Genomic DNA, 23,551 nt, shown 5'->3' with positions numbered 1-23,551 from the left:
GCGCGAGGGCCCGGAGGAGGGAACGCGATGGAGCTCGCACCCGTGCGGGGCGCCGCCACGATCGAAGAAGTCGCGGCTCGAGCGGGCGTTTCACGCTCGACGGTGTCGCGTGTGGTCAATGGTTCCACCGCGGTCTCTCCCGCCGCTCTCGAGGCGGTGCGTCGCGCGATCGAGGACTTGCAGTACGTCCCCAATCGTGCGGCGCGCTCTCTCGCCAGCCGCCAGACGCGGGCGATCGCGCTGATCATCCCCGAGCAGACCGACCGGTTCTTCGGCGACCCCTTCTTCGCCTCGATCGTGGCGGGGATCAGCGAGGTGGTCGGTGAGTCCGACTACGTCATGAACATGCTCATCGCGAGCGACGACGACAGCACGAAGGCGCTGCGCTATCTCCGCGGCGGGAGCGTCGACGGCGCGATCGTCGCCTCGCACCACACCAGCGACACCTTCCTCGACCGGGTGGGCGAGGTGGTGCCCGTGGTCTACGGCGGTCGTCCGGGACGCGTGCGCACCGACGACTACTACGTCGACGTCGACAACGTCGAGGGTGGCCGCGTCGCCACGCGCTACCTCGTGGATCGGGGCCACCGGCGCATCGGCACGATCTCCGGCCCGCTCGACATGCCCGCCTCCCTCGACCGCCTCCAGGGGTTCCGCGACGAGATGGCGGACGCGGGGCTGGAGCCCGTCGCGATCGAGGACGGCGACTTCACCGAGATGGGCGGGGCCCTCGCGATGAACCGCATCCTGTCGGCGGGCGACCTCCCCGAGGCGCTTTTCGTCGCGAGCGACCTGATGGCCCGGGGGGCTTACACGTCTCTCCGCGACCACGGCCTCGAGGCGGGCCGCGACATCGCCGTGATCGGCTTCGACGACTCTTCCGTGGCGACGACGCTCACCCCGGGACTGACCACGGTGCGCCAGCCCTCGCTCATGCAGGGGCGGCACATGGCATCCGTTCTCCTCGACATCCTCGCCGGGCGTCCGGCGGTGCACGCCACGATCCTGCCGACCGAGATCATCGAGCGCGGGTCGGCCTGATCACTCCCACCGGGCGGTGTCGGGGTCGATGCCGTGCGCGCGGGCGCTCGCCTCGATCGCGTCCCGTAGCCACACCGCGAGCCCGGGGCGGATCGCGTCGTAGTGCGCGGCGAAGCGCGGGTCGGCGGCGTACATCCGTCCGAGGTGCACCTGCATCTGCCTCGTGAGGGGGAAGTACTGCGAGAAGACCTCGCGGTGCCGCTCGACGAGGCTGTCGGCCGCGAGATCGCCGGGCGCGGTGCCGGCGTCGACGGCCGCGCCGAGCTCGGCGTCGAGCGCAGAGACCGACTGCATCACCGCTGCCCAGTCATCGGCAGACCGCGACGCCGACCGTTCGGCGTACTGCTGCCACTGCGGTGAAGCGCCATACGCGTCGCGCGCCTCGCCGGGCCAGCGCGTGTCCCATCCCGGCCCGAAGGTCGCGCGCTGGTCGTCGTCGGAGAGCAGGATGCCGCGTTCCTGGGCCTCGATCATGCGCTCCAGATCCTCGTCGAGTTCCTGCAGCTGGTCGATGCGGTGCGCGAGCTGGGCCCGCTGTACCCGCAGCTGTGCAGCGACGTCACCACCGGGCTCATCGAGAACCGCCCGGATGGCGTCGAGATCCAGCCCGAGCTCGCGGTACACGACGACACGACGGAGGCGTTCGAGATCGTCGTCGGTGTAGAGGCGGTATCCGGCCGCGGAGCGCCCGGCCGGGCGGGCGAGACCGATCTCGTCCCAGTGGTGCAGCGTGCGCACCGTCAGGCCGAGACGTGCGGCGGTCTCGCCCACCGGCATCCCTCGCTCACCCATGAGAGTCATTGTCGTCGCGTCCGATGCCGACCGCCTGAAGGTTCCGCCCCGCGACGGTCGTGGGGTCGAACACTCGCGCGGCGGTGAAGACCACCCGGGCGTTCTCCGGTGTGACGACCTCGACATCGCGGGTGTTCCACGGGGTGTCCCGGGGCTCGGCGGGCCGACCCGCGTCGCGCAGCGAAGCGACGAGCGGGTCGATCTGATCCAGCACGCACGCGAAGCTCACACTCGCGGTCGTCGCCGCGGCGGCGTCGTCGCTCACCGTCAGCAGCACGTCCTGGAACGCCCACCGCCGGAGGTGCGACATCCGACCCGGGATGCCGAAGAGCTCGAAGAATCCGAGGGTCTTCGTCCAGAAGTCGATGGATGCCACGAGGTCGGTGGTCGGGAGGGTGACGAACATCGGCATGCCGTAGATGCCGCGGAACAGCGGGGGTGCGACGGCATCCGGTCCGGGCGGCGGGACGGGGCTGACGTCGAAGGCGTGGAAGGTGTCGTCCATGTCCCCAGGCTCGGCCCTCACGTCGCGTGAGGGTCAAGCCGGGGTGAGAGCCGGGGTGGGAGCGGACTCCTCGCTCCCCCGCGCGCGGGTGAAGAGGGATATGTTGAGCCCGGAAAGAGTGGTCGGTCCGCCGAGATCGCCGCTTCGGGGAGAGGACTCGCCATGCGCCGTGCACCCATCGCCTTCACGGGCGTCCTGTTGATCGGCGTCGTCGCTCTGCTCACCGGGTGCGTGCCGGAGAGCGGCACCCCGACGCCGTCTCCGACGTCGACGACCGTCGTCTCTCCCTCGCCGTCGGCCCCGATCGTTTCGCCGACGCCCTCCACTGCGTCCGCGACCTCGGAATCGACGACGGCGCCGGCCTCGATCCCGGCCTCCTGCGACGACCTCGGTACGGCCGCGACCCGCCAGCAGACGGTCGGCGACCTGACGGCGCAGCACGCCGATGGATTCGTGCGTCCGGCCCCCGCGAATGCGACCACCGAGCTGTCGTGCAACTGGATCCAAGAGGAGGCGGCGGCCGTGCTCCTCCTCATCAGCACCGCCCCTGATGCCGATGTCACCGCCGGCGTCGCCGACCTCGGCGCGCAGGGATACCAGTGCCAGGCGGCCGAGGACTTCGGCGCCCAGTACTGCGTGAAGTCCGGCGGGACCGCCGACACCGAGGACGTCGTGGTCGCGCGCGACGGCGTATGGATCTACCTCGAGACCGTGAACGTCAACGCGCGCGCGTGGCTGTCGGAGATCGCGTCGCAGATCTTCGGCTGAGGGGTCGGTCGTCCGTCAACCGGCGTGCTGCAGGAGATGGGTCTCGGCTGAGGCGGGTCCGCGGCGCCGATGCCGGGGTCACCCGGGATCGGACTCGGCGAGCCGTCGCTCGTGGTCGGCCAGCTCGGACCGGATCTGCTCGATCGCGCGAGGGGTGAAGCGTCTGACCTGCAGGTCGAGGATCGCCATCGCGGCGATCTCGCCGACCCCGAAGGCCGACGCGACCGCGTCGCGCGCGTCATCGGCGTCGCCGGGAACGCCGGCGCACACCCGCAAGAGCTTCTCCGGGTCCTCCAGCACCGCGAGATACGCCCGGAGGATGTCCGCCCGCGTCGTCAGGTCGTCGCGCTCATTCCCCATCCGGTCACCGTACTCGCGTGCCCCTCTCCTCGGCCTCGCCTCGCCCTTGGGGTAACGAGAACAGGGGATGCCACGAGAACAGGCGGCATGCCGCACACTTCGTCCTGTTTTCGTGGCATCCCCTGTTCTCATGGCTGTCCTGCCCGCCTGGGAGCCGGTGCCGGTGGGGGAGTACGCGAGCATCGCGCCCCCTGTGTGACCCTCAGCGCTCCGGGGGCAGCGGCTGCTGGTACACGTCCGGGATGCCGTCGCCGTCGGCATCCACTTCTTCGGCACGCGCGAGCTGCCTGTAGCGCCGGTTGCGTACGAGTAGCACGGCGGAGGCGAGCACGGATGCCACGAGCGAGGCGACCATGATCGCGATCTTCGCGTCGTCGGTGTGGGGCGATCCGCTGGGAAAGCTCAGTTCCGCGATGAGGAGGGACACCGTGAAGCCGATCCCGGCGAGCAGGCCGACGCCGGCGAGGTCGATCCAGGTCAGCGCCGGGTCGAGACGCACCTTCGTGACGAGCGTGAGCAGGCGCACACCGAGCAGGATGCCGAGGGGCTTTCCCAGCACGAGACCGGCGACGACACCGATGGTCACGGGGTCGGTCACCGCTCTGACGAGCCCCTCGCCCCCGCCGACCGCGACTCCCGCGGCGAAGAACGCGAACAGGGGCACGGCGACGCCCGCCGAGAGGGGACGGAATCGGTGCTCGAACTGCTCGGCGAGGTCGATGCCGCGTCCCTCGGGCTGACGACGTGAAGCCGCCACGGGGATGGTGAAGGCGAGCGCGACTCCGGCGATCGTGGCGTGGACGCCCGAGGCGTGCAGGAAGGCCCACGCGGCGAAACCGATCGGCAGCAGCACGACCCACGCCGCCCACCCGTGGCGGGCGAACCAGGCACGACCGAGGTGCGCGATGATCCCGTAGATCGCCACGAGCGCCGCGAAGATCACGAGCGGCACCAGCGAGATGTCGCTCGTGTAGAAGATCGCGATGATCGCGATCGCGATGAGGTCGTCGACCACGGCGAGCGTCAGCAGGAAGATGCGAAGCGGTCCCGGAAGGTGCGACCCCACGAGCGCCAGCACGGCGACGGCGAAGGCGATGTCGGTCGCCGTGGGGATCGCCCAGCCCGCGAGCAGACTCGGCTGCGTGTGGACGATGGCCACATAGATGAGCGCCGGCACGGCGACACCCGCGAAGGCCGCGGTCACCGGCACGATCGCCGTGTTCACCCGTCGGAGGCTTCCGACGACGATCTCGCGCTTGAGCTCGAGACCCACCAGGAAGAAGAAGATCGCGAGCAACCCGTCGGCTGCCCACGCGCCGACGCTCAGCTCGAGATGCCACGGCTCGTAGCCGAAGCGCAGCTCGCGTAGGGCGAAGTACGACTCCGAGGCCGGGGAGTTGGCCCAGACGATCGCGGCGAGGGCCGCGATGACGAGCAGCATGCCGCCGACGGACTCGCGGCGCAGCAGGGTCGTGACGCGGTGGACTTCGGCGGAGCCGGGCCAGCTGGGTGCGCGGACGGTGTCGTGGCTCATGAAGTCTCCAGAGGGATCGATCGACGACATGTCGACCAGACTTCCCGACGCACCTCCTCCAGGATACCGGGGGTCTAGCGGCGGTAGTCGACGTCGGCCAGCGGGATCGGTGCGGGGTTCCGCCCCACCCACGCCACGGCGAGCTCGGTCATCCGTGCGAGGCGGGCCTCATCGTCGGCGCCGTTTCGGACGGCGGAGGCGATCAACCGGACCTCGGCGAGATCGTCGGCGTCGAGAGGTGCCCCCGTTCCGACATGCGTGACGAAGCCGTCGAGCATGCGCGAGAAGTCGGCATCCCGATTCACCCCGCCGTTGTCGAGGATCTCGTGGCCGAGGCGGCCCGCGATGCGGATGACCTCGCCCTGCACGGTGGCCGCAGGCCCCGACGAGGGGACGAGGAGGTCCCACAGCTCCTGATACTGCTGCTGCCAGCGCCCCTCGGGCACCGTGATCGGTGAGACGCCGTCGTGCTGGCGGCGCGCGGCGACCGGAGGGACGCCGAAGAGGCGGTACAGCTCCGCCAGTCCGGCCTCGGTCACGGCGAGCAGGTCGGGGGAGAACCGCGCACGGTGGAACTCGAAGTCCGTGCCGATCCGCGTGACCTCGGCGCGCATTGCGGCGGTGATCGGGCGGCCCGTTTCCTGCAGCAGGCGTGCGACCTCGGAGGTCCGCGCGATCGTCGCGTTCGCGGCGCGCTTCAGCGCCACCTCGAGGGGCGTGAGGCCGTTGTCGTCGACCGCGGCCGGATCCGCTCCGTGCTCGAGGAGCACGCGTACGGTCTCGGGGTGATGATTGCCCGCGGCGGCGTGCAGGGGCGTTCCGCCGAGACGGCGGCGACGCTCGATGTCGGCACCGAGCGAGAGCAGGAGGGGGATCTGTTCCGGCCGGCCTCGGGCCGCGCGGGTGTGGAGCGGGGTCGCGTCGGAGGAGTCGACGGCATCCACGTCCAGGCCCTGGGCGACGAGCCACCGGATGAGACCCTCGGGACAGTCCACGAAACCGATCGCGGTCGACATCGTCGGACCGCCGCGCGCGTCCACCCGGACACGGCCGAACACGGCGATGAGCTCCTCGACGTTCGACGACGCGAGTCGCGCCGCGAAATCCGCCGGCAGAGTCTTGCGCAAGACGGGCATACGTTCCTCCGGCTCAGTCGGCGAGGTCGGCGCGCGTGGGCGGGTCCATGCCCTCGCGCCCCACGGTGATCGCGGCAGCCCGTGCGGCGCGCTCCAGAAGCGCGGGCAGGGTCTCGGCATCGAGTGCACGCACGCTCGCCCGCAGCTCGTCGACGTCGCCGGGGCTGTTCAGGATGCCATCGAGCAGCGCCCCCATGAAGGTGTCGCCCGCGCCGACCGTGTCGACCACGGTGGTCGGGACCGCCGGCACGTCCACGGCGGCGTGGGCGGTGACGCCGAGGGAACCCGCCTCCCCGTCGGTGATCACGGCGAGGCTCGCGCCGAGCGCGACCCAGCGGCGCGCGACGTCGGCGGTCGATGTTCCGGGATAGAGCCACTCGGCGTCCTCGGCGCTCGCCTTGACGACGTCGGAGAGGGCGACGAGCGCTTCGACGCGAGACCGTGCGTCGTCGACGCCACCGGTGAGGGCGGGGCGGATGTTGGGGTCGTAGCTGATGAGCGCCGCGGGGCGGGCGCGTTCTGCCGCGGCGCGGACCTCGTCGGCACCGGGAGCGAGGGTCGCGGCGACCGATCCGGTGTGGAAGATCCTCGCCGCGGGCACCTCGACGGGGGACGGGAGTGCCCAATCGATGTCGAAGTCGTACGTGGCGTCGCCGTTCTCGCCGATCGTCGCGCGGGCTGTCGCGGTGCGCGCGGGGGAGCCGGAGTCGACGAGGACGACTGCGGATGCCGCGAGCCACTCCCGAAGCGCCCGCCCGCGCTCATCGTCGGCGATGCGGGCCACCAGGACGGCGTCGCGCCCGAGGCGTCCGAGTGCCACGGCGACGTTGGCGGGGCTTCCCCCCGGTCGCTCGGACGCCCCCGCGGGGGTGGTCACGATGTCGACGAGCGCTTCGCCGAGCACGGCGACGTCGGGGGTGCGGGGATCGGTGGTCGTCATCGTTGTCCTTCCGAGCGGCGGTCGCCTCGTGCGTCATCTTCGTGCATCAACCGGATCGACGCGAACGCGCGGGGGTCGCCGCTCGCCCGAGCTCGGAGGAGCTGCGCGCGCGACCGAACGCCGAACGCGCGCGCCCCGGGCGGGACGCGCGCGTTCTGGCGAGACAGGGTCAGGCCGAGAGGGCCGCCGGCTGCGTGACGACGAGGCGGTCGCCCTCCCACCCCACGGGCAGAGGGTCGATGATGCCGCCGACGAAGCGGCCGTCCGTGCCGACGTTGCGGAACGCCAGCAGCTGCCAGGCGCCCGCGCGGTCCTGGATCAGGCGCCCGACGTACAGATCGTCATCGGTGAGCGCGGTGGCCGTCGAGATGTCGAACGGGCCGAGCATGCTGTCGGCGGCGACCGCCCACACCGCTCCGCGTGGGTGGCGCGCGCGCACGGCATCCGTCGCCTCAGCGGGCATGCACGAGAACAGCAGCACCGCGCGGCCGTCGACCTCCTCGACCTGGGTCACCTCGAGCTGGCCGAAGCCCTGAGCGGTCGGTTCGCTGACCGGAGCCTGCAGCTCCCACGTCTCGAGGTCAGCGGAGGTCGCGTGCGCGACGACGCCCCGCCCGTTGAGCTCGCCGTGGGTGGCGCGGGCGGTGACGTACATGTGCCAGCCGTTCCCGGCCGGGTCGGCGAACACCCACGGGTCGCGGAAGGCCTCGTCGTGCCAGTCGGTGGTGGCGAGGCGCTCGTAGATCTCACCGTCGGCCTCGAGCACCGGGTTCTCCGGGTTCTTGTGCCAGGTGTACAGATCGTCGCTGGTCGCGTAGCCGATGCGCTGCACGTTGCGGCCGTCTTCGGCAAGGCGCGAGCCCGTGTAGAAGAGGAACCAGGTTCCGTCTTCGCGGCGCACGGTCGAGCCGGTCCAGGTGGCGAGCGCGTCGAAGTCGTCGGCTCCGCCGCGCACGAGGGCGTCGGCGACGCGCTCCCACGACACGAGGTCGCTCGAGACGGCGTGGCCCACCGAGGCGCGGTAGTGGCGGTCTTCCGGGTCGTGCAGCGCGCGCGAGGCGTAGAGGAAGAACAGGTGGTAGCGGTCGCCGTCGTCAGCGAACCAGAAATCCCACACGTAGGAATCGGCGAGGTCGAACACGTCAGGCACTCTCTTTCGGGGCAGCGGTCGGCTGCAGGTCTTCTCGGGTCGGGGGGTCCATGCCCTCGCGCCCCACGGTGATCGCCGCGGCGGCGGCCGCACGGTGCAGCAGGGGAGGAAGGGTCTCGGCATCCAGCGCACGGACGCTCGCGCGCAGCGCGGCGGTGTCGCCCGGGATGTTCAGGATGCCGTCGAGCAGCGTGCCCATGAACGTGTCACCCGCGCCGACGGTGTCGACGACCTGCGCGCGGACCGCGGGGATCTCGACGGTGGTGTGCGCGGTGACGGCGAGGGAGCCGGCATCCCCGTCGGTGATGACGGCGAGCCCCGCGCCGAGGGCGACCCACTCACGAGCGACCTCGACGGGGGCGGTGCCGGGATAGAGCCATTCGGCGTCTTCGGCGCTGGCCTTGACCACGTCGCTGAGCGCGACGAGGGCCTCGACGCGCGCCCGAGCGTCTTGCACCCCGCCCGTGAGGGCCGGGCGGATGTTCGGGTCGTAGCTGATGAGAGTGGTCGGACGCGCTCGTTCTGCGGCAGCGCGTACCTCGTCGGCTCCAGGGGCGAGGGTCGCCGCGACCGAACCGGTGTGGAAGATGCGCGCCGCGGGCACCTCGACGGGCGAGGGGAGGATCCACTCGATGTCGAAGTCGTACGTGGCGTTTCCCCGCTCGTCGATCACCGCACGGGCCGTGGCGGTGCGCTCCGGTGCCCCCGCGGGGTGGAGCGTGACCCCGGATGCCGCGAGCCACGCGCGCAGCAACCGACCGCGGTCGTCCTCGGCGACGCGGGCCACGAGGGTGGTGCCGCGACCGAGCCGGCCGAGCGCGACCGTGACGTTGGCGGGGCTTCCGCCGGGGCGCTCGGCCGCCCCGGCGGAAGTGGTGACGATGTCGATCAGCGCCTCGCCGAGCACGACGACATCGAGCTGTGCGCTCATCCCTTGACGCCGGACGCGGCGATGCTGCTGACGAACGCGCGCTGGAAGACCAGGAACACGATCAGCACGGGCAGGGTGATGAGCGAGGTGTAGGCCATGACCTCGCCCCACGCGGTGTTGAGCTGGAAGAAGTACTGCATGCCGACCATGACCGGTCGCAGATTCTCCTTCTGCACGACCATGAGGGGCCAGAGGTATTGGTTCCATGCGGGCAGGAACGTCAGGATCGCCACCGTGGCGAAGGCGGGGCCCGAGAGCGGCACGATGATGCGGCGGTAGATCGTGAACCAGCTCGCCCCGTCGATGCGCGCCGCTTCGTCGAGCGACGGCGGGATCGTGGAGAAGTACTGCGCGAACAGGAAGATCGAGAAGGCGTTCGCGATGAAGGGCACGATCTGCACCTGGTAGGTGTTCAGCCACCCGAAGTCGTACTTCAGCACGCCGCCCTCCATGACGAGGGTCGGCAACTGGTTGACCCAGTAGACCATCGGCACGGCGATCGTCTCGAAGGGGACGATGAGGGTCGCGATGACGAGCGCGAGCACGACGACCCGGCCCTTCCAGCGCAGGCGCGACAGGGCGAAGCCGGCGAGGGAGTTCACGATCAGCCCGAGTCCGACCGTGAGCACCGTCACGAGGATCGAGTTGAAGAGGAACTGCCCGACGGGCACGCGATCGAAGACGCCGAAGTAGTTGTCGAGGCTGATGTCTCCGGTCGGCAGGAACGCCGCGGGCGAGTTGATGTCGCGGAGGATCTGCGCGTCGGGCTTGAGGCTCGACACGAACATGAACACGAGCGGGAACAGGAAGAACACCGCGAGGATCGACATCGACACGTAGGTGAGGAAGCGGCCGGTGCGGCCCTCCGACGAGCGGGTGCGCACGCGGGCGGGAGCGCTGCGCGGCGCGGCGCTGCGGGGGCGTTCGAGGATGCCGGTCATATCAGTTCTTCTCTCGGGTCAACCAGCGCTGGATGAGGGCGATGATCAGCACGGCGACGAAGAACAGGAGCGAGATCGCGGCGGCGTAGCCGATCTCCTGCTGCTCGTAGCCCTTGCGCACCGCGTGGTACACGACGGTCGACGTCGAGTTGAGGGGTCCGCCCTGGGTCATCACATCGACCTGGACGAAGAGGCCGAGCGCGGCGATCGTGATGGTGACGAGGACGAAGACCATGGTCGGACGAAGGCCCGGCCACGTCACGTGGGCGAACTGGTGCCACCGGCTCGCCCCGTCCATGCGGGCGGCCTCGTAGAGCTCCTCGGGGATGGTCTGAAGGCCCGCGAGCCAGATGATCATGTGGAAGCCGACGGCCTGCCAGATCGAGAGGACGATGATCGCGCCGAGCGCCGTGCTGGGGTCGTTCAGCCAGTCGGCCCCTTTGAGGGCTCCGAAGGTGACGGTGTCGATCATCGAGTTGATGAGGCCGTCGCTCTGGTACATGAAGCGCCAGAGGATCGAGACCACGACGATCGACGTGACGACGGGGATGAAGAACACCACGCGGAAGAACGTGGTGCCCCGGAGGCGCTGGTTGACGAGGATCGCCAGGAGGAGCCCGAGACCCGCCTGCACGGGCACGACCACCAGAGCGAAGAGGAAGGTGTTCAGCGCCGACTGCAGGAACACGGGGTCGGCGGTGAACGCCCGGAAGAAGTTGTCGAGGCCCACGAAGCGCGGTGGGTTCGGCGAGATCAGGCGGGCGTTGGTGAACGACAGCGTGAAGGCCAGCAGCACGGGGACGATGAGGAAGAGGAGGAGCAGGATGCCGGCGGGAGCCATCATCGCCAGGCCCGCCCACGACTCGCGTCCGCGCGAGCTGCGGAAGCGGCGGAGGGATCGGCGCGGCTGCTTCGCCGCGGCGACCGGAGGAGACACGGTCATCAGGTTCTTCTTTCGCGGGTCGCGGTGGGGGCCCGCAAAGGAGCCCCCACCGCTGGGCGCGGCGTTACTTCGCGCCGTAGCCGTCGTTGGACGAGATGTTGGTGTCGATCTCGGTGACCGCGGCATCCAGGGCCGACTGCACGTCGGCGCCGTTCATGATGTCTTTGGCCGCCGTCTCGAACGTGGTCGAGATCACCGCGTAGGCGGGGGTCTCGGGTCGCAGCACGGCGTACTCCTTCGAGAACTCCGCGAACGGGCGCAGCGCCCCGTCGGTGGAGTTGAAGTACTTCGACGCCTCGGTGGCCGCCTCGGTGGCGGGGATCACGAGCTGCTCGTCGGCGAACTGGGTGATGTAGGTGTCGTTGAAGCTGAACTCCAGGTACTGGCGTGCACCGTCGGCGTCGTTGCAGGACGACGAGATGCCCCACTGCCACGAACCGCCACCGATCTTGGGGCCGTTGCCGAGGTCCGGCGGCGGGAGGATCAGCAGGTCGTCGCCGACCGCGTCCACCGCGGCCAGCCCGTTCCACACGCCCGTGTAGCTGAGCGCGACCTTGCCGTCGACGAACTCCTGGTTGCCCACGGTGCCGCCGCTGTTGGCGTAGCCCTTCTTGAACAGGTCCTGGAACCAGGTACCCCACTTCACGGCATCCGGTCCGTTCAGGGCGCCGTCGGCCGACAGCATGGTGTCGCGGTCGATGAGGTCGCCACCGAAGCTCTGCAGGAACGGCGAGTAGGCGTAGGGCCACCACTCGCCCTTGTCCTCGGCGCCGATGTCGATCGGAGTCTCGTACCCCGCCGCCTTGAGGGTCGCCAGGGCGGCGTCGAACTCGGACTCGGTCCAGGGCTGCGCGATGGTCGGAATACGGATGGCGTTGGCATCGAGCACCGACTTGCGCGCGAAGATGCCGAGCGCGGCATCCCAGTAGCCGGCGGAGTAGATCTCGCCGTTGTACTTCCCGACCGCGGTGGGGAGCAGCTTGTCGGTGATGTCGCTGGAGATGTTCAGCGGCTGCAGGTAGTTCGCCCACGCCCAGTTGGGCATGATCGGACCGTCGAGGTCGAGGAGGCAGGGCAGGTCGCCCGATGCCGCCGCCGCGACGATCGCGTCGTTGTACGCGCCCTGCGGGAAGGACTCCGTCTTGACCTCGTATTTGTCCTGGGATGCGTTGAAGTCGCTGATGATCTGTTCGTAGACGGCGAGCTCGGCGGGATTACCGGCCGAGTGCGTCCACATCGTCAGCACGGTGCGACCGTCTTCGGTCGTCGTGCTGCCCTGGCCTGCCTGACCGCATCCGGTGAGCACCAGCGCGGCAGCAACGCCTGTCGCGGCGAGCGGGATGAAGGACTTCTTCATCGTGTTCCTTTCGGTGTACGGCGACATCGCTGTCGCCATCGTGAGGGGACGCCGAGGCGGCGTCAGTCCGTGACCCGGGGTTCCCGCGCGCTGCCGAGGTGCGCGGGAGGGCCGACGGAAGCCCGACGAACGATCGGGCAGTCCATGAGGTGGGGGGAGGCGGTGTCCGCCGCGCGGAGGCCGAGGGCGACCTCCATGGCCCAACGGCCCATGGCCGCGTGGGGGAGCGAGACGGTGGTCAGCGGGGGGTCGAGCTCGGCCGCGACCAGTTGCTGGTCGTCGTAGCCGACGACCGACAGGTCTTCGGGGATCCGGATGCCACGCCGCGGCGCCCACATGACGACGCCGGCCGCGATGCGGTCGTTGAACGCGAAGATGCCGGTGGGGCGCTGCGCCTCGGGCAGGTCGTACAGCTCGGCGATCGCGCGCTGACCGCCGGCGGCCGAGGTCTCAGCGAAGACGTGCAGCGCGGGATCGGGCTCGATGCCGGCCTCGGTGAGCACGTCGAGGTAGCCCCGCAGTCGCAACTCGGCGGCGACCGGGCGGTCGGTGTCGCCGTCGTCGATGTAGGCGATGCGACGGTGCCCCGCGTCGACGAGCTCCTGGGTTGCGGCCCGGCCGCCGGCGTAGTCGTCGGGGACGACGGCGGGGTACCCGCCGCCCTCGGGGCGGCAGTCGAGGAAGACCGTTCCGTCGGGCAGGCCCGCCGGTGCGGGAAGGACGCGATGGTACATCGAGGCGTAGACCATGCTGTCGACGCGGTGGTTCACGAGGGTCGAGATCGCGTCGGACTCGATCTCGGGGTGGCCGTCGGTGTCGACGAGGATCACGAGGCGACCGTTCTCGCGGGCGACCTCTTGTGCTCCGGCGAGCATGCGGCCGGCGAACGGCGTCGTGGCGATGCGGTCGGAGACGAGGCCGATCGTGCCGGTGACACGGGTTCGCAGGCTCCGCGCGATCGGGTTGGGGGAGTAGCCGACCTCGCCGGCGACGCGGCGGACGCGCTCTTTGGTCTCGTCGGAGATGCGCGACTCGGCGCCGTTGAGCACGAGCGAGACGGTCGCGGGTGAGACGCCGGCTGCTTTCGCGACATCTGCGATGCGCACTCGAGCCATGGCTTCACCCTCCATTGGATAATCGATTTATCTTGCTGATAAACCGATTTACCAGCGACCGAGATCAGTGTGCTGTGTTCGGGAGGTCGGTGTCAAGTAACGGTCCGGCAACGACGGTTGCGGCGCGGGTCTCCGGCATCCGGGTCGTGGCGCGAGCGTCGCCGTCGCCGTCGCCGTCGCCGTCGCGGTCGCCGTTGCCGTCGCCGTCGCGGCGCCGGGGGACGGCAGACGTCGCCGGATCGCGGGACGCCGGGGAGGGGCGGTCCGTCGTGCGGAGTGGGGCTGTGACACGCCGGTGGGGGATGGCTCGGGGCGGCGTGTTCGGCCCGGACTCCGCGGGACGGCTCGGTGCCGGGCGTCGTCGGCACCGTCGCCGGATCGCGGGACGCCGGGGAGGGGCGGTCCGTCGTGCGGAGTGGGGCCGTGACACGCCGGTGGGGGATGGCTCGGGGCGGCGTGTTCGGCCCGGACTCCGCGGGGCGGCTCGGGCGTCAGAGGGTCGGCCAGCCCGTCCGACCTCCGCGGGACGGCCCGGGTTCAGGAGCCCGGTACGACGATCACGGCCCGGACTCCGCAGGACGGTCGTTCGGGGTCAGAGAGCCCGCCGACCGCGACGCCGCGCGGACTCAGCGGGGGCGACGCCGCGCGGCGAAGAACGTGACGATGCCCTGGCCGATGAAGTATCCACAGGCCGCGGTGATGAAGTGAGCCACGGTGGGGGCGCCGTTGGCATCCCACCACAGCATGGCTGCCAGGGCGACGGTTCCCACGGCGACCATGAGGATCCCGGAACGGGCGGACGAGCGGGCGGTGGCGGCGGTCATGGTGTCTCCGGGGTCGGCCGAGGGCGGGGATGGCGCCCCGGTCGTCGGACCCGTGCGCGATCCCACGCTACCGTCGGCCGCGAGGGGGCCCTGCCGACACCGCGACGGTCGACGCGGCCGCAGGCGTGTCACCCCCACCGCGTGCGGTCTCGACACGCGCGTGCGGTCGTGCCGCCCCGGCCGGGCGGCCGGTCGGGGCGGTGCAGTCTCGGGATGCCGGTCCTCCGGCGCTCAGGCCGGGTCGCCGCCCAGCGGGCCCACCGCGGGGATCGGGCCGCCGTCGTCGGCACCGGTCTTGCGCGCGCGGGCGATGGCGTTTCCGAGGTGGTAGATCACCAGGGCGGCGACGGATCCGAGCACGATGGCGCCGAGCTGGAACTGTCCGATGTCCATCGTGAAGCCCGCGATCGCGAGCACCAGGGCCACGGCACCCGTGTACTGATTGACGGGGCGCGAGAAATCGACGCGGTTGTCGACCCAGATCTTGATGCCGATGATGCCGATCAATCCGTACAGCGCGGTCGTGACGCCGCCGAGGACTCCGGGCGGGATGGTGTTGAACACCGCACCGACCTTCGGGGAGAGGCTCAGCAGGATCGCGGCGAGGCCGGCGACCCAGTACACCGCCGTGGAGTACACGCGGGTCGCGGCCATGACGCCGATGTTCTCGCCGTAGGTCGTGGTGCCCGAGCCGCCGAACGATCCCGCGAGGGTTGTGGCGACGCCGTCGGCGATGAGGGCGCGACCGGTGGAGCGGTTGGCCGTGGCATCCGTCATCGCCGCGACTCCGCGGACGTGCCCGACGTTCTCGGCCACGAGCACCAGCACGACGGGCAGGAACATCGCAATGACCGACCACGTGCCCGGCGAGGCGAAGTCGGGGAAGTGGAACTCGGGCAGGCCCACCCACGGGGCGGCACCGACGGCGTCGAAGTCGATGAGCTTCTCGCCGGTCGTGACCTGGATCAGCACGGTGGCGACGTAGCCGACGATCACGCCGAGGAAGATCGAGACGCGCCCGAGGAATCCCCGGAACAGCACGCTGAACAGGATGACGGCGACGAGCGTGATGGTGCCGGGGAGGGGCTGCTTCTGGAAGCTGCCCCAGGCGACCGGTGCGAGGTTGAAGCCGATGAGCGCGACGATCGCGCCCGCCACCACCGGCGGCATGACCTTGTCGACCCACCCGAGTCCGACGAACTGCACCACGAAGCCCACCGCGGCGAGCAGGACGCCGACGGCGACGATGCCCGCGAGCGCCGAGCCCGTCCCGGCGGTCGTCGTGGCGGCCGTGATCGGCGCGATGAACGCGAACGACGAGCCGAGGTAGCTGGGCAGCCGGTTCTTCGTCACGAGAAGGAACAGCAGCGTCCCCACGCCCGAGAACAGCAGCGTCGTCGATACCGGGAAGTCGGTGAGCACGGGCACGAGGAAGGTCGCACCGAACATCGCGATGACGTGCTGGAGGCCGATCGCGATCGTGGCGCCCCAGTTGAGGCGCTCGCCGGGGGCGACGACCGCGCCCGGGGCCACGGTGCGGCCGTTTCCGTGCAGCTTCCAGCGGAACATGTGTCTCCTTGGGGGTGTGGTCGGGGGCCCTTCGGCGGGCTCGGGGACCCGAGCTCGGGCTCAGGGGCCGGCGCTCGGGCTCAGGAGCCGGTGCTCACGGCTCGGGGCTCGCCGGGGCGGCGGGACGCGGTGGCTGAGCCTGTCGAAGCCTCCGCGGGCGGATCAGGATGCCGTGAGCAACTGCAGCAGCTCCGCGTAACGCTCGCGGGTGCGCTCGACGATCTCGGCGGGAAGCGCGGGCGGCTCGCCCTGCTTGTCCCAGTTCGCCGCGAGCCAGTCGCGCACGATCTGCTTGTCGAAGCTCGCCATGCGCTCCGCCGGGGTGGCGCCGGTGCGCCAGGCTTCGGCATCCCAGTATCGCGAAGAGTCCGAGGTCAGGACCTCGTCGGCGAGGGTCAGCACCCCGTTCGCATCGAAGCCGAACTCGAACTTCGTGTCGGCGAGGATCAGCCCGTGCGCCTCGGCGGTCGTCGCCGCGCGGCGGTAGATCTCCAGCGACGCGTCGCGCAGCGCCGTCGCCGTCTCGGCGCCGACGATCTCGACGGAACGCTCGAACGTGATGTTCTCGTCGTGCTCGCCCATCGGCGCTTTGAACGCGGGCGTGTACAGCGGTTCCGGCAGGCGGTCGCCGTCGTTCAGGCCCTCGGGGAGACGGATGCCGCAGACCGTGCCCTCGGTGCGGTACTCCGCCCAGCCCGACCCGGTGAGGTAGCCGCGGACGACGCACTCGATCGGCTGCATGTCGAGCGAGCGGACCAGCATGGCGCGGCCGCGGACGGCATCCGGGATCAGCTCCACCGCGCCGCCTGCCACCAGCGCGTGGTCGGCGGCCAGATGATTCGGGATGCCACGCCCCCCGTCGGCGCCGGCGAGCTGGTCGAACCACCACAGGCTCAGCGTCGTCAGGAGCACGCCCTTGTCGGGGATGCCGGGCGAGAGCACGTGGTCGAACGCGCTGACGCGGTCGCTCGCGACCACGAGCAGGTGCGCGGGCGTCGCGTGTTCAGCGGTGTCGGCGGGGACGTAGAGGTCGCGCACCTTGCCGGAATAGACGTGGCGCCAACCGGCGAGATCGGCGGGGGGAGCGGGAGTCACCCGCTCATTATTGCGGGTGCGAGCCCGCCCCACCGGCGCGGATTGTGTCACACGCGGCGTGACGGCGCCCGCCCCTCGGTCCGCGGCGCGGCCCTGAGTACCCTCGATGGAATGACCGAGGCAGCCCCCGACACCACGGTGAGCATCGACCCGCATCTGGGCAGTCGCCACAAGACGATCCGCGGATGGGTGTTCTGGCCCGCCGCTGCGATCGCCCTGGCGTTCATTGCTTTCGCCATGCTCTTCCCGACCGCAGCCGAGGCCACGTTCGGCGCGGTCCAGACCACCATCGTGTCGGCGTTCAACTGGTACTACGTGCTGATCGCGGCGTTCTTCGTCGTGTTCGCCCTCACGATGGGCTTCAGCCGGTTCGGCAACATCACGCTCGGACAGGACGACGACGAGCCCGAGTTCTCCACCATGTCGTGGTTCTCCCTGCTGTTCGCGGCGGGCATGGGCATCGGCCTGGTGTTCTACGGCGTGAGCGAGCCGCTCAGTCACTTCGCCGAACCGCGTCCGGGGGTCTCGGGAACACCGAACCAGCTCGCGCAGCAGGCCATGTCGCAGACCTTCCTGCACTGGGGTGTTCACGCGTGGTCGATCTACGTCGTGATCGGGCTGGCCCTGGCGTACGCGTTCCACCGTCGCCGTCGCCCGCGCACCATCCGGTGGGCCCTCGAACCGATCCTCGGCGCCCGTCTCGTGCAGGGCGCCTGGGGCAACGCGGTGGATGTCGCCGCCCTCGTCGGCACCCTCTTCGGCGTCGCGACGTCGCTGGGTCTCGGCGTCATCCAGATCAGCGCGGGGCTGGAGTACCTCGGCATCGTGTCGCCGTCGGTGATCAGCCAGGCGATCATCGTCGGGATCATCACCGGCTTCGTGCTGTTCTCGGTGCTGTCGGGCGTCGGCAAGGGCATGAAGTGGCTGTCGAACATCAACCTCGTGCTCGCCGGCCTTCTCATGCTGTACCTGCTGTTCGCCGGACCCACCGAGTTCCTCCTGCGCGACGTCGTGCAGTCGATCGGCAACTACATCCAGAACTTCGTCGGCCTCTCCTTCACCACGAGCGCCTACTCGGGTGAGGAGGGCGTGGCCTGGCAGGGCACGTGGACGGCGTTCTACTGGGGCTGGTGGATCTCCTGGGCCCCCTTCGTCGGAATCTTCATCGCCCGCATCTCGCGCGGTCGGACGGTCCGCGAGTTCGTCACCGGCGTCATCTTGGTGCCCACGCTCGTCGGCATCCTGTGGTTCACCGTGCTCGGTGGGACCGCGATCTACGGCGAGCTGACCGGGACGGTCGCGCTGGTGGGCCCCGACGGGTCGGTGAACGTGTCGACCGCGCTCTTCCAGATGCTCGAGAGCGTTCCCGGCACGGTCTTCCTCTCCGTCGGATTCCTCATCCTCATCGGGATCTTCTTCGTGACATCGGCCGATTCGGGCGCGCTCGTGATGGGCATGATCGCCACCGGCGGCGAAGAGGAGCCGAAGCGCTGGGTGCGTATCTTCTTCACCCTCGCGACCTCGCTCATCGCGTTCGCCCTGCTGCTGGCGGGCGGCTTGACCGCCCTGCAGACCGCGGCGATCAGCATCGCCCTGCCGTTCAGTCTCGTGCTGCTCGCGATCTGCTGGGCCACGGTCGTGGCGTTCCGGCGGGAGTTGCGCGCGTACGACAAGGCCGAGCGGGCGCAGCTGCGCGACTCGATCGGCGAGCACTACGGCCTCGAGGTCGAGGAGCCCAATCAGCGCGGGATCTTCGGCATCCCCGTGCGGTGGCGTCCGCGCCGGCCCGCGCCGACCCCGCCCGCTTCGGCGTCGCTCGGCTCCGAGGCGCCATCGTCGCCCGAGTCGTAGGCACCCCGATTACCGACTGAGTGTCCAGAACACCCGGACGCGGCGAAAAACCGTCCGGGTGTTTTGGACACTCGACGCGAGAGCGCGAGGGCGCGCGGGGGCGAGCGCGCGCGGGGGCGAGGGCGCGAGGGCGCGAGGGCGACCCCGATCGTACGGGTGTGCGTGCCCGCGACGCGAGAGCATCACGTCGCGACGCGCGGAGGGCTCGCGAATCCGCACCGATACGCGTATAGTCCACGTGGACTAGTCGATACGGACCATAAGGAGGGCGGATGCCGGAGCCCGCGCGTCTCACGCCGCTCGCCGTCATGATCCTCGCCACCCTGCGCGAGTCCGACATGCACCCGTACGAGCTCATCCGGCTGCTCAAGGAGCGCCGTGACGATCGGCTCGTGTCGCTGCAGAAGGGCACGATCTACCACACGGTCGCGCGCCTCGAGCGCGACGGCCTCCTGGCCGAGGTCGGTGTGGACCGCGATGGCAACCGTCCCGAGCGGACGACCTACACGCTCCTGGATGCCGGCCGCCAGGCGGTCGAGGACTGGGTGCGCGCCGAGCTTCCCCAGGTCGATCGGGCGAGCGACTTCCGCGTCGCGCTGTCCGAGGCCCACAACCTCGAGCGCGACGAGGTCGTCGCCCTGCTCGACCAGCGCCGTGCGCTTCTCGTCGCATCCGCCGACGAACATCGCGCGGGTCTCGAGCGGGCGGCGGGTCGCCGCACCCCCGAACAGTTCCTCGTCGAACTGCAGCGGCAGACAGCTCTTCTCGACGCCGAACTCGCGTGGCAGGACTCCCTGCGCGCGCGCCTCGCCGACCGCTCCCTCGCCTGGGGCGTCGACGAGATCCCCGAACACATCAAGAACAAGCACCGCGTCTCAAAGGAGACAGTCGCATGACCGACGCTCGCGCCGCCACCACGGCATCCACTCGCACCGGGTCTCACAAGACCCCCGAACGCAGCCCCTGGCCCGCCCTCTGGGCGCTGGTCATCGGGTTCTTCATGATCCTGGTCGACACCACGATCGTCTCGGTGGCCAACCCCGCCATCAAGGCCGCCCTCGATCCGAACACGAACAACCTCGACAACGTCGTGTGGGTCACCAGTGCCTACCTGCTGACGTACGCCGTGCCGCTGCTGATCACCGGTCGTCTCGGTGACCGCTTCGGCCCGAAGAACGTCTACCTCACGGGCCTCGCGATCTTCACGCTCGCCTCCCTCGCGTGCGGCCTGGCCCCGACGCTCGAGGTGCTCATCGTCGCCCGTGCCGTGCAGGGGCTCGGGGCCGCCCTGATGACCCCGCAGACCATGGCGGTCATCACCCGCACCTTCCCGCCGCAGAACCGCGGTGCGGCCATAGGGCTGTGGGGCGCCACCGCGGGTGTCGCCACCCTCGTCGGTCCCCTCGCCGGCGGTCTGCTCGTCGACGGTCTCGGGTGGGAGTGGATCTTCTTCATCAACATCCCGGTCGGCATCATCGGCTTCATCGCCGCGCTGGTCCTCGTGCCGCAGCTGCCCCGCACCGCCCACAAGTTCGACATCCTCGGCGTGCTGCTCAGTGCGGTCGGCCTCTTCCTCATCGTCTTCGGTCTCCAGGAGGGCGAGCACTTCTCGTGGGCCGCGTGGATCTGGGCCATGGTCGTCGCCGGCGTGGTGGTCATGGGTGTCTTCGTCTGGACGCAGGCGCGCAACAAGGGAGAGCCGCTCGTGCCGCTCGACCTCTTCCGCGATCGCAACTTCTCGATCGCCAACCTCGCGATCGCCGCGGTGGGCTTCACGGTGACGAGCATGGCCCTGCCGCAGATGTTCTACCTGCAGCTCGCGCGGGGTCTCACCCCGACGGAATCCGCGCTGCTGCTCATCCCCCTCGCCATCCTCTCCGGTGTGCTCGCGCCGTTCGCCGGCAAGCTCCTCGACCGCACCGACCCGCGGTTCCTGCTGGTGCCGGGTCTGCTCCTCGTCGGTGGGTCGCTCGGCTTGTACACCGCGCTCATCCTGAACGACGCGCCGATCTGGGCGTTCCTCATCCCGGCGGCGTTCATGGGTGTCGGCAACGCGGGGATGTGGGGTCCGCTCGCGACCACCGCGACGCGCAACCTCCCGCCGCGGCAGGCGGGTGCCGGCGCCGGCATCTACAACACCACCCGCACCGTCGGGTCGGTGATCGGGTCGGCATCCATCGCGGCCTTCATGCAGGCACGTCTCGAGGCGAACCTGCCGGGGGCTGCGGATGCCGGGGCGAGCTTCGGCTCCGGAACGCTGCCGCCGCAGGTCGTCGGCGGATTCTCGGAGGCCATGGGACAGTCGCTGCTCCTGCCGATCGCGGTCATCGCCGTGGGCCTCGTGGCGGTGCTGTTCATGCGCCGCCCCTCGATGATCCGTCCGCACGGAGCTCCGCGCGACGCCGTTCCGACCGCGCCGACGCAGGCTGCTCCCGCCGCCGCGGGGGAGTAGCCCCGCCGGTCGTCGAGACGCCGTCACTCCCTCGGGGTGGCGGCGTCCGTCGTTTTCCGGCTCGCCCACGGCCGCCACCGCTGTACGCGACAGGGAAGGTCAGATAACGTACCTTTCGTTTCGCGGCCCGCCCCGTCACCGCGAGCGTGAAAGCAGGTGAGTGGCACCCGTGCCCATCGTCGATCTGAGAGGGAGCCCGAGAGGGCGTCGTGCGGCCTTCGCGCAGACGCAGCTTCCCTTCGCTCTCGGCCTCGTCTACGTGGCCGTCGTCGTCGGGATCATCGACTCGTCCCTGCTGGCCACGACGACGTCGATCGCCGGCTTCTCCCTGGGCGTCGCGGCGACCGTGTTGGCGGGCTTCGTCCCGTGGGAGAAGTTCTCTCCCACGTGGCTGCTGGTCGTGGCGGTTCTCGATGTGGTCGCCGTCGCGCTGATTCGAGCGGACGTCGTGCAAGTGCTCCCGGGGGCGACGCTGCTGGCCGTCTTCCCCCTGGTCTGGGCGTCCTATTCCTTCGGTTGGGCCGGCATTTCTCTCGCCGTCGTCGGGTCGGCGTTCATCGTCACCTTTCGCTTCCTTTCCGAGGGGTCCGCGCCGCAGACGGAGGTGGAGTGGGCGAACACGGTCACTCTCCCGTTGGCCATCGTCGCGTTCGCGGTCACGGCCTTCCTCGCGGCGCGGCGGCTGCAGCGCCGCGAGCGGCAGCTGGCGCAGGCGACTCGAGCGCAGCTGAAGGCGCTCTCCGACGCGCACGACGCCGAGGCTCTCGTCTCCGGCGTGCTCGACACCGTGGCCGCGGGCGTGGCGTTCTTCGACGATCAGGGCCGCCTGAAGGTCGCCAACGCGGCCGCTCACGAGATAGCGGAGGCGGCGGGGTTCCGCCTGGACGAGCCGCCGTACGCGGGGGAGGACATCCTCGGCGCAGACAGGGTCACGCGCATTCCGGCCGACGAGCAGTTCATCCCGAAAGCACTGCGCGGCGAGGTGATCCGCGGGCATCTCGCCTGGCTCGGGTCGCCCGAGGCGCAGATGGCGGTCCTTGCCTCCGCGAACCAGCTGCGTCGGCAGGACGGATCCGTGCAGGGGACCGTGGTCGTCGCCTACGACGTCACCGAGCTCGCCGATGCGATCGAGGTGCGCGAGCAGTTCCTGCGCACGGTCTCCCACGAGCTGCGGACCCCGCTGACCGGCGTGACCGGCTTCCTGGCGCTCATCGACGAAGCCATCGGAGACGATGATCCGAAGGTGCGACGCTACATCGACGTCGTCACCCGACGCGCCGACGACCTCCTCGATCGCATCACCGACCTCGTCTCCGCGACAGGCTGCGACCGGGATCTCCGTTTCGGAGAGGTCGACCTCCGGGAGATCGTGGATGCCGCGGCGCGGCGCATCGAGAAGTTGGCCGACGCGGAGTCCTCTTCCGTGCAGATTCTGAGCGCGTGTCGAGCGCGGATCCGCGCGGATCGCGAGCAGCTGGAGAATGCGATCGCGGAGGTTCTGACGAATGCCGTCAAGTTCGGCGAACCCGCTTCCCGGGTCGAGGTGTCCTTCTGCGAGCAGAACGAGCGGGTCCGGATCGCCGTCGCCAACGACGGGCCGGGCCTCTCCTATGGGGAGCAGCGGCGGGTCTTCGACCGCTTCTACCGCACCGCTCATGCACGCTCCCGTGCGGTGCAGGGATTCGGGCTGGGGCTGACTCGCGTGCGTGCCATCGTGAACGCTCACGAGGGGCGCGTCCTCATCGACAGTGAGCCCGGCGGGCGGACGACCGTGACGCTCGATCTTCCGGTCGCGCCCCGCGTGCCGGCGGAGGCGAGCTGACCCAAGGCCGGTGTGCCGGCGCCTCCGGTATCGGGCATCCGCGGAGCCGGTACTCGCGGTGAGCGCGTGTCCGAACCGCACACTCGTGTCGGGTATGCCGCCAGCATGTGCGTAATCGATGTGGACTATGTATGGCCAAAAATGGCCTCGTTTACCCCCAGGTCCTGAGGTCGAGAAGGCTGTGTGGAAATTTTCCCCCCGTATTCATCTATACGTGTGTATAGTCAATCGTGGAGATCGGGATGACTCTCACCCCGTTCGCGTTTCCCCGCATTCCTCGAAGGAGTCATCCGTGACCGCTCCCGCCACCGCCGTTCGCCCTTCTCTCTCGGTGTCGTCATCAACGCCAGCGCGGTCGAGGCGCTGACGAACACCATGTACTTCGTGTCGACCGGCGCGCAGATCGTCGCGGGCCTCCTTATCGC

Annotated in this window: 21 protein-coding genes; 6 read left to right on the top strand and 15 right to left on the bottom strand. The window is 70.1% G+C overall.

Translation table 11 applies throughout. The features are described 5' to 3' along the window. Window positions 1-27: 27 nt before the first annotated feature. The gene (locus PIR02_04135) at window positions 28-1,041 is read left to right on the top strand and encodes a LacI family DNA-binding transcriptional regulator (GenBank protein WZH37855.1); all 1,014 of its coding nucleotides are present in this window, start codon (window positions 28-30) and stop codon (window positions 1,039-1,041) included. Here the strand turns inward: PIR02_04135 and PIR02_04130 are convergent, their stop codons facing one another. Next, window positions 1,042-1,833, bottom strand: a complete 792-nt coding sequence (locus PIR02_04130; protein ID WZH37854.1) for a MerR family transcriptional regulator — start codon at window positions 1,831-1,833, stop codon at window positions 1,042-1,044. Then, entirely contained in the window at window positions 1,826-2,338 is a 513-nt protein-coding gene (locus tag PIR02_04125; protein WZH37853.1) for a VOC family protein, read from the bottom strand. The genes PIR02_04130 and PIR02_04125 overlap by 8 nt, the downstream gene beginning before the upstream one ends. Window positions 2,339-2,500: 162 nt before the next feature. On the opposite strand from PIR02_04125, the gene PIR02_04120 reads away from it, so the two are divergent. Next, window positions 2,501-3,106, top strand: coding sequence for a hypothetical protein (locus PIR02_04120; GenBank protein WZH37852.1), 606 nt, complete (start codon window positions 2,501-2,503; stop codon window positions 3,104-3,106). Window positions 3,107-3,184: 78 nt separating this feature from the next. Here PIR02_04120 and PIR02_04115 read toward each other — a convergent pair whose 3' ends face one another. The 13 genes from PIR02_04115 to PIR02_04055 all read right to left on the bottom strand — a co-directional run bounded on the left by PIR02_04115 (window position 3,185) and on the right by PIR02_04055 (window position 17,001). Then, the gene (locus PIR02_04115) at window positions 3,185-3,466 is read right to left on the bottom strand and encodes a hypothetical protein (protein ID WZH37851.1); all 282 of its coding nucleotides are present in this window, start codon (window positions 3,464-3,466) and stop codon (window positions 3,185-3,187) included. 202 nt (window positions 3,467-3,668) lie between these two features. Continuing rightward, window positions 3,669-5,000, bottom strand: coding sequence for a Na+/H+ antiporter NhaA (gene nhaA / locus PIR02_04110; protein ID WZH37850.1), 1,332 nt, complete (start codon window positions 4,998-5,000; stop codon window positions 3,669-3,671). A 74-nt stretch (window positions 5,001-5,074) separates the two neighbouring features. Continuing rightward, entirely contained in the window at window positions 5,075-6,136 is a 1,062-nt protein-coding gene (locus PIR02_04105; GenBank protein WZH37849.1) for an ankyrin repeat domain-containing protein, read from the bottom strand. Between the two features lie 13 nt (window positions 6,137-6,149). After that, on the bottom strand, window positions 6,150-7,076 hold the full coding sequence (locus PIR02_04100) for a carbohydrate kinase (GenBank protein ID WZH37848.1): 927 nt from the start codon (window positions 7,074-7,076) through the stop codon (window positions 6,150-6,152). Window positions 7,077-7,245: 169 nt separating this feature from the next. Then, window positions 7,246-8,217 (bottom strand): glycoside hydrolase family 68 protein, encoded by a 972-nt coding sequence (locus PIR02_04095; GenBank protein ID WZH37847.1) that lies wholly within the window; start codon window positions 8,215-8,217, stop codon window positions 7,246-7,248. 1 nt (window position 8,218) lies between these two features. After that, the gene (locus PIR02_04090; GenBank protein WZH37846.1) at window positions 8,219-9,157 is read right to left on the bottom strand and encodes a carbohydrate kinase; all 939 of its coding nucleotides are present in this window, start codon (window positions 9,155-9,157) and stop codon (window positions 8,219-8,221) included. Next, window positions 9,154-10,098, bottom strand: coding sequence for a carbohydrate ABC transporter permease (locus PIR02_04085; protein WZH37845.1), 945 nt, complete (start codon window positions 10,096-10,098; stop codon window positions 9,154-9,156). Before PIR02_04085 ends, PIR02_04090 begins: the two co-directional genes overlap by 4 nt. 1 nt (window position 10,099) lies before the next feature. Then, window positions 10,100-11,041, bottom strand: coding sequence for a sugar ABC transporter permease (locus PIR02_04080; GenBank protein WZH37844.1), 942 nt, complete (start codon window positions 11,039-11,041; stop codon window positions 10,100-10,102). Window positions 11,042-11,105: 64 nt separating this feature from the next. After that, window positions 11,106-12,398 (bottom strand): extracellular solute-binding protein, encoded by a 1,293-nt coding sequence (locus PIR02_04075; GenBank protein ID WZH37843.1) that lies wholly within the window; start codon window positions 12,396-12,398, stop codon window positions 11,106-11,108. Window positions 12,399-12,460: 62 nt separating this feature from the next. Beyond that, window positions 12,461-13,513 (bottom strand): LacI family DNA-binding transcriptional regulator, encoded by a 1,053-nt coding sequence (locus PIR02_04070; protein WZH37842.1) that lies wholly within the window; start codon window positions 13,511-13,513, stop codon window positions 12,461-12,463. Window positions 13,514-14,139: 626 nt separating this feature from the next. Then, window positions 14,140-14,337, bottom strand: a complete 198-nt coding sequence (locus tag PIR02_04065) for a hypothetical protein (protein WZH37841.1) — start codon at window positions 14,335-14,337, stop codon at window positions 14,140-14,142. A gap of 231 nt (window positions 14,338-14,568) precedes the next feature. After that, on the bottom strand, window positions 14,569-15,906 hold the full coding sequence (locus tag PIR02_04060; GenBank protein ID WZH37840.1) for a solute carrier family 23 protein: 1,338 nt from the start codon (window positions 15,904-15,906) through the stop codon (window positions 14,569-14,571). A gap of 162 nt (window positions 15,907-16,068) precedes the next feature. Beyond that, on the bottom strand, window positions 16,069-17,001 hold the full coding sequence (locus tag PIR02_04055; protein WZH37839.1) for a phosphoribosylaminoimidazolesuccinocarboxamide synthase: 933 nt from the start codon (window positions 16,999-17,001) through the stop codon (window positions 16,069-16,071). 111 nt (window positions 17,002-17,112) lie between these two features. Here PIR02_04055 and PIR02_04050 point away from each other — a divergent pair, with 111 nt between their 5' ends. The 4 genes from PIR02_04050 (at window position 17,113) to PIR02_04035 (ending at window position 23,126) form a co-directional block, all read left to right on the top strand. Beyond that, a complete protein-coding gene (locus PIR02_04050) occupies window positions 17,113-18,852 on the top strand; it encodes a BCCT family transporter (protein ID WZH37838.1) in 1,740 nt (579 codons plus the stop codon). 272 nt (window positions 18,853-19,124) lie between these two features. Next, window positions 19,125-19,748 (top strand): PadR family transcriptional regulator, encoded by a 624-nt coding sequence (locus tag PIR02_04045; GenBank protein WZH37837.1) that lies wholly within the window; start codon window positions 19,125-19,127, stop codon window positions 19,746-19,748. After that, window positions 19,745-21,304 carry an MFS transporter gene (locus PIR02_04040; protein ID WZH37836.1) on the top strand — a complete coding sequence of 520 codons (1,560 nt, stop codon included), beginning with the start codon at window positions 19,745-19,747 and terminating at the stop codon, window positions 21,302-21,304. The genes PIR02_04045 and PIR02_04040 overlap by 4 nt, the downstream gene beginning before the upstream one ends. Before the next feature lie 160 nt (window positions 21,305-21,464). Then, window positions 21,465-23,126, top strand: a complete 1,662-nt coding sequence (locus tag PIR02_04035) for a HAMP domain-containing sensor histidine kinase (protein WZH37835.1) — start codon at window positions 21,465-21,467, stop codon at window positions 23,124-23,126. The last annotated feature ends 425 nt before the right edge of the window (window positions 23,127-23,551 follow it).

The organism is Microbacterium enclense, assembly GCA_038182865.1.
Taxonomy (GTDB): domain Bacteria; phylum Actinomycetota; class Actinomycetes; order Actinomycetales; family Microbacteriaceae; genus Microbacterium; species Microbacterium enclense_B.
This window is presented reverse-complemented; position numbering and strand designations above follow the sequence as displayed.

Bases quoted from the DNA above. Each gene is read 5' to 3' on its own strand.
- PIR02_04070 (WZH37842.1), bottom strand. From the start codon at position 13,513: ATGGCTCGAGTGCGCATCGCAGATGTCGCGAAAGCAGCCGGCGTCTCA.
- PIR02_04075 (WZH37843.1), bottom strand. From the start codon at position 12,398: ATGAAGAAGTCCTTCATCCCGCTCGCCGCGACAGGCGTTGCTGCCGCG.
- PIR02_04125 (WZH37853.1), bottom strand. From the start codon at position 2,338: ATGGACGACACCTTCCACGCCTTCGACGTCAGCCCCGTCCCGCCGCCC.
- PIR02_04050 (WZH37838.1), top strand. From the start codon at position 17,113: ATGACCGAGGCAGCCCCCGACACCACGGTGAGCATCGACCCGCATCTG.
- PIR02_04100 (WZH37848.1), bottom strand. From the start codon at position 7,076: ATGACGACCACCGATCCCCGCACCCCCGACGTCGCCGTGCTCGGCGAA.
- PIR02_04120 (WZH37852.1), top strand. From the start codon at position 2,501: ATGCGCCGTGCACCCATCGCCTTCACGGGCGTCCTGTTGATCGGCGTC.
- PIR02_04040 (WZH37836.1), top strand. From the start codon at position 19,745: ATGACCGACGCTCGCGCCGCCACCACGGCATCCACTCGCACCGGGTCT.
- PIR02_04130 (WZH37854.1), bottom strand. From the start codon at position 1,833: ATGGGTGAGCGAGGGATGCCGGTGGGCGAGACCGCCGCACGTCTCGGC.
- PIR02_04045 (WZH37837.1), top strand. From the start codon at position 19,125: ATGCCGGAGCCCGCGCGTCTCACGCCGCTCGCCGTCATGATCCTCGCC.
- nhaA (WZH37850.1), bottom strand. From the start codon at position 5,000: ATGAGCCACGACACCGTCCGCGCACCCAGCTGGCCCGGCTCCGCCGAA.
- PIR02_04060 (WZH37840.1), bottom strand. From the start codon at position 15,906: ATGTTCCGCTGGAAGCTGCACGGAAACGGCCGCACCGTGGCCCCGGGC.
- PIR02_04115 (WZH37851.1), bottom strand. From the start codon at position 3,466: ATGGGGAATGAGCGCGACGACCTGACGACGCGGGCGGACATCCTCCGG.
- PIR02_04065 (WZH37841.1), bottom strand. From the start codon at position 14,337: ATGACCGCCGCCACCGCCCGCTCGTCCGCCCGTTCCGGGATCCTCATG.
- PIR02_04080 (WZH37844.1), bottom strand. From the start codon at position 11,041: ATGACCGTGTCTCCTCCGGTCGCCGCGGCGAAGCAGCCGCGCCGATCC.
- PIR02_04105 (WZH37849.1), bottom strand. From the start codon at position 6,136: ATGCCCGTCTTGCGCAAGACTCTGCCGGCGGATTTCGCGGCGCGACTC.
- PIR02_04135 (WZH37855.1), top strand. From the start codon at position 28: ATGGAGCTCGCACCCGTGCGGGGCGCCGCCACGATCGAAGAAGTCGCG.
- PIR02_04085 (WZH37845.1), bottom strand. From the start codon at position 10,098: ATGACCGGCATCCTCGAACGCCCCCGCAGCGCCGCGCCGCGCAGCGCT.
- PIR02_04090 (WZH37846.1), bottom strand. From the start codon at position 9,157: ATGAGCGCACAGCTCGATGTCGTCGTGCTCGGCGAGGCGCTGATCGAC.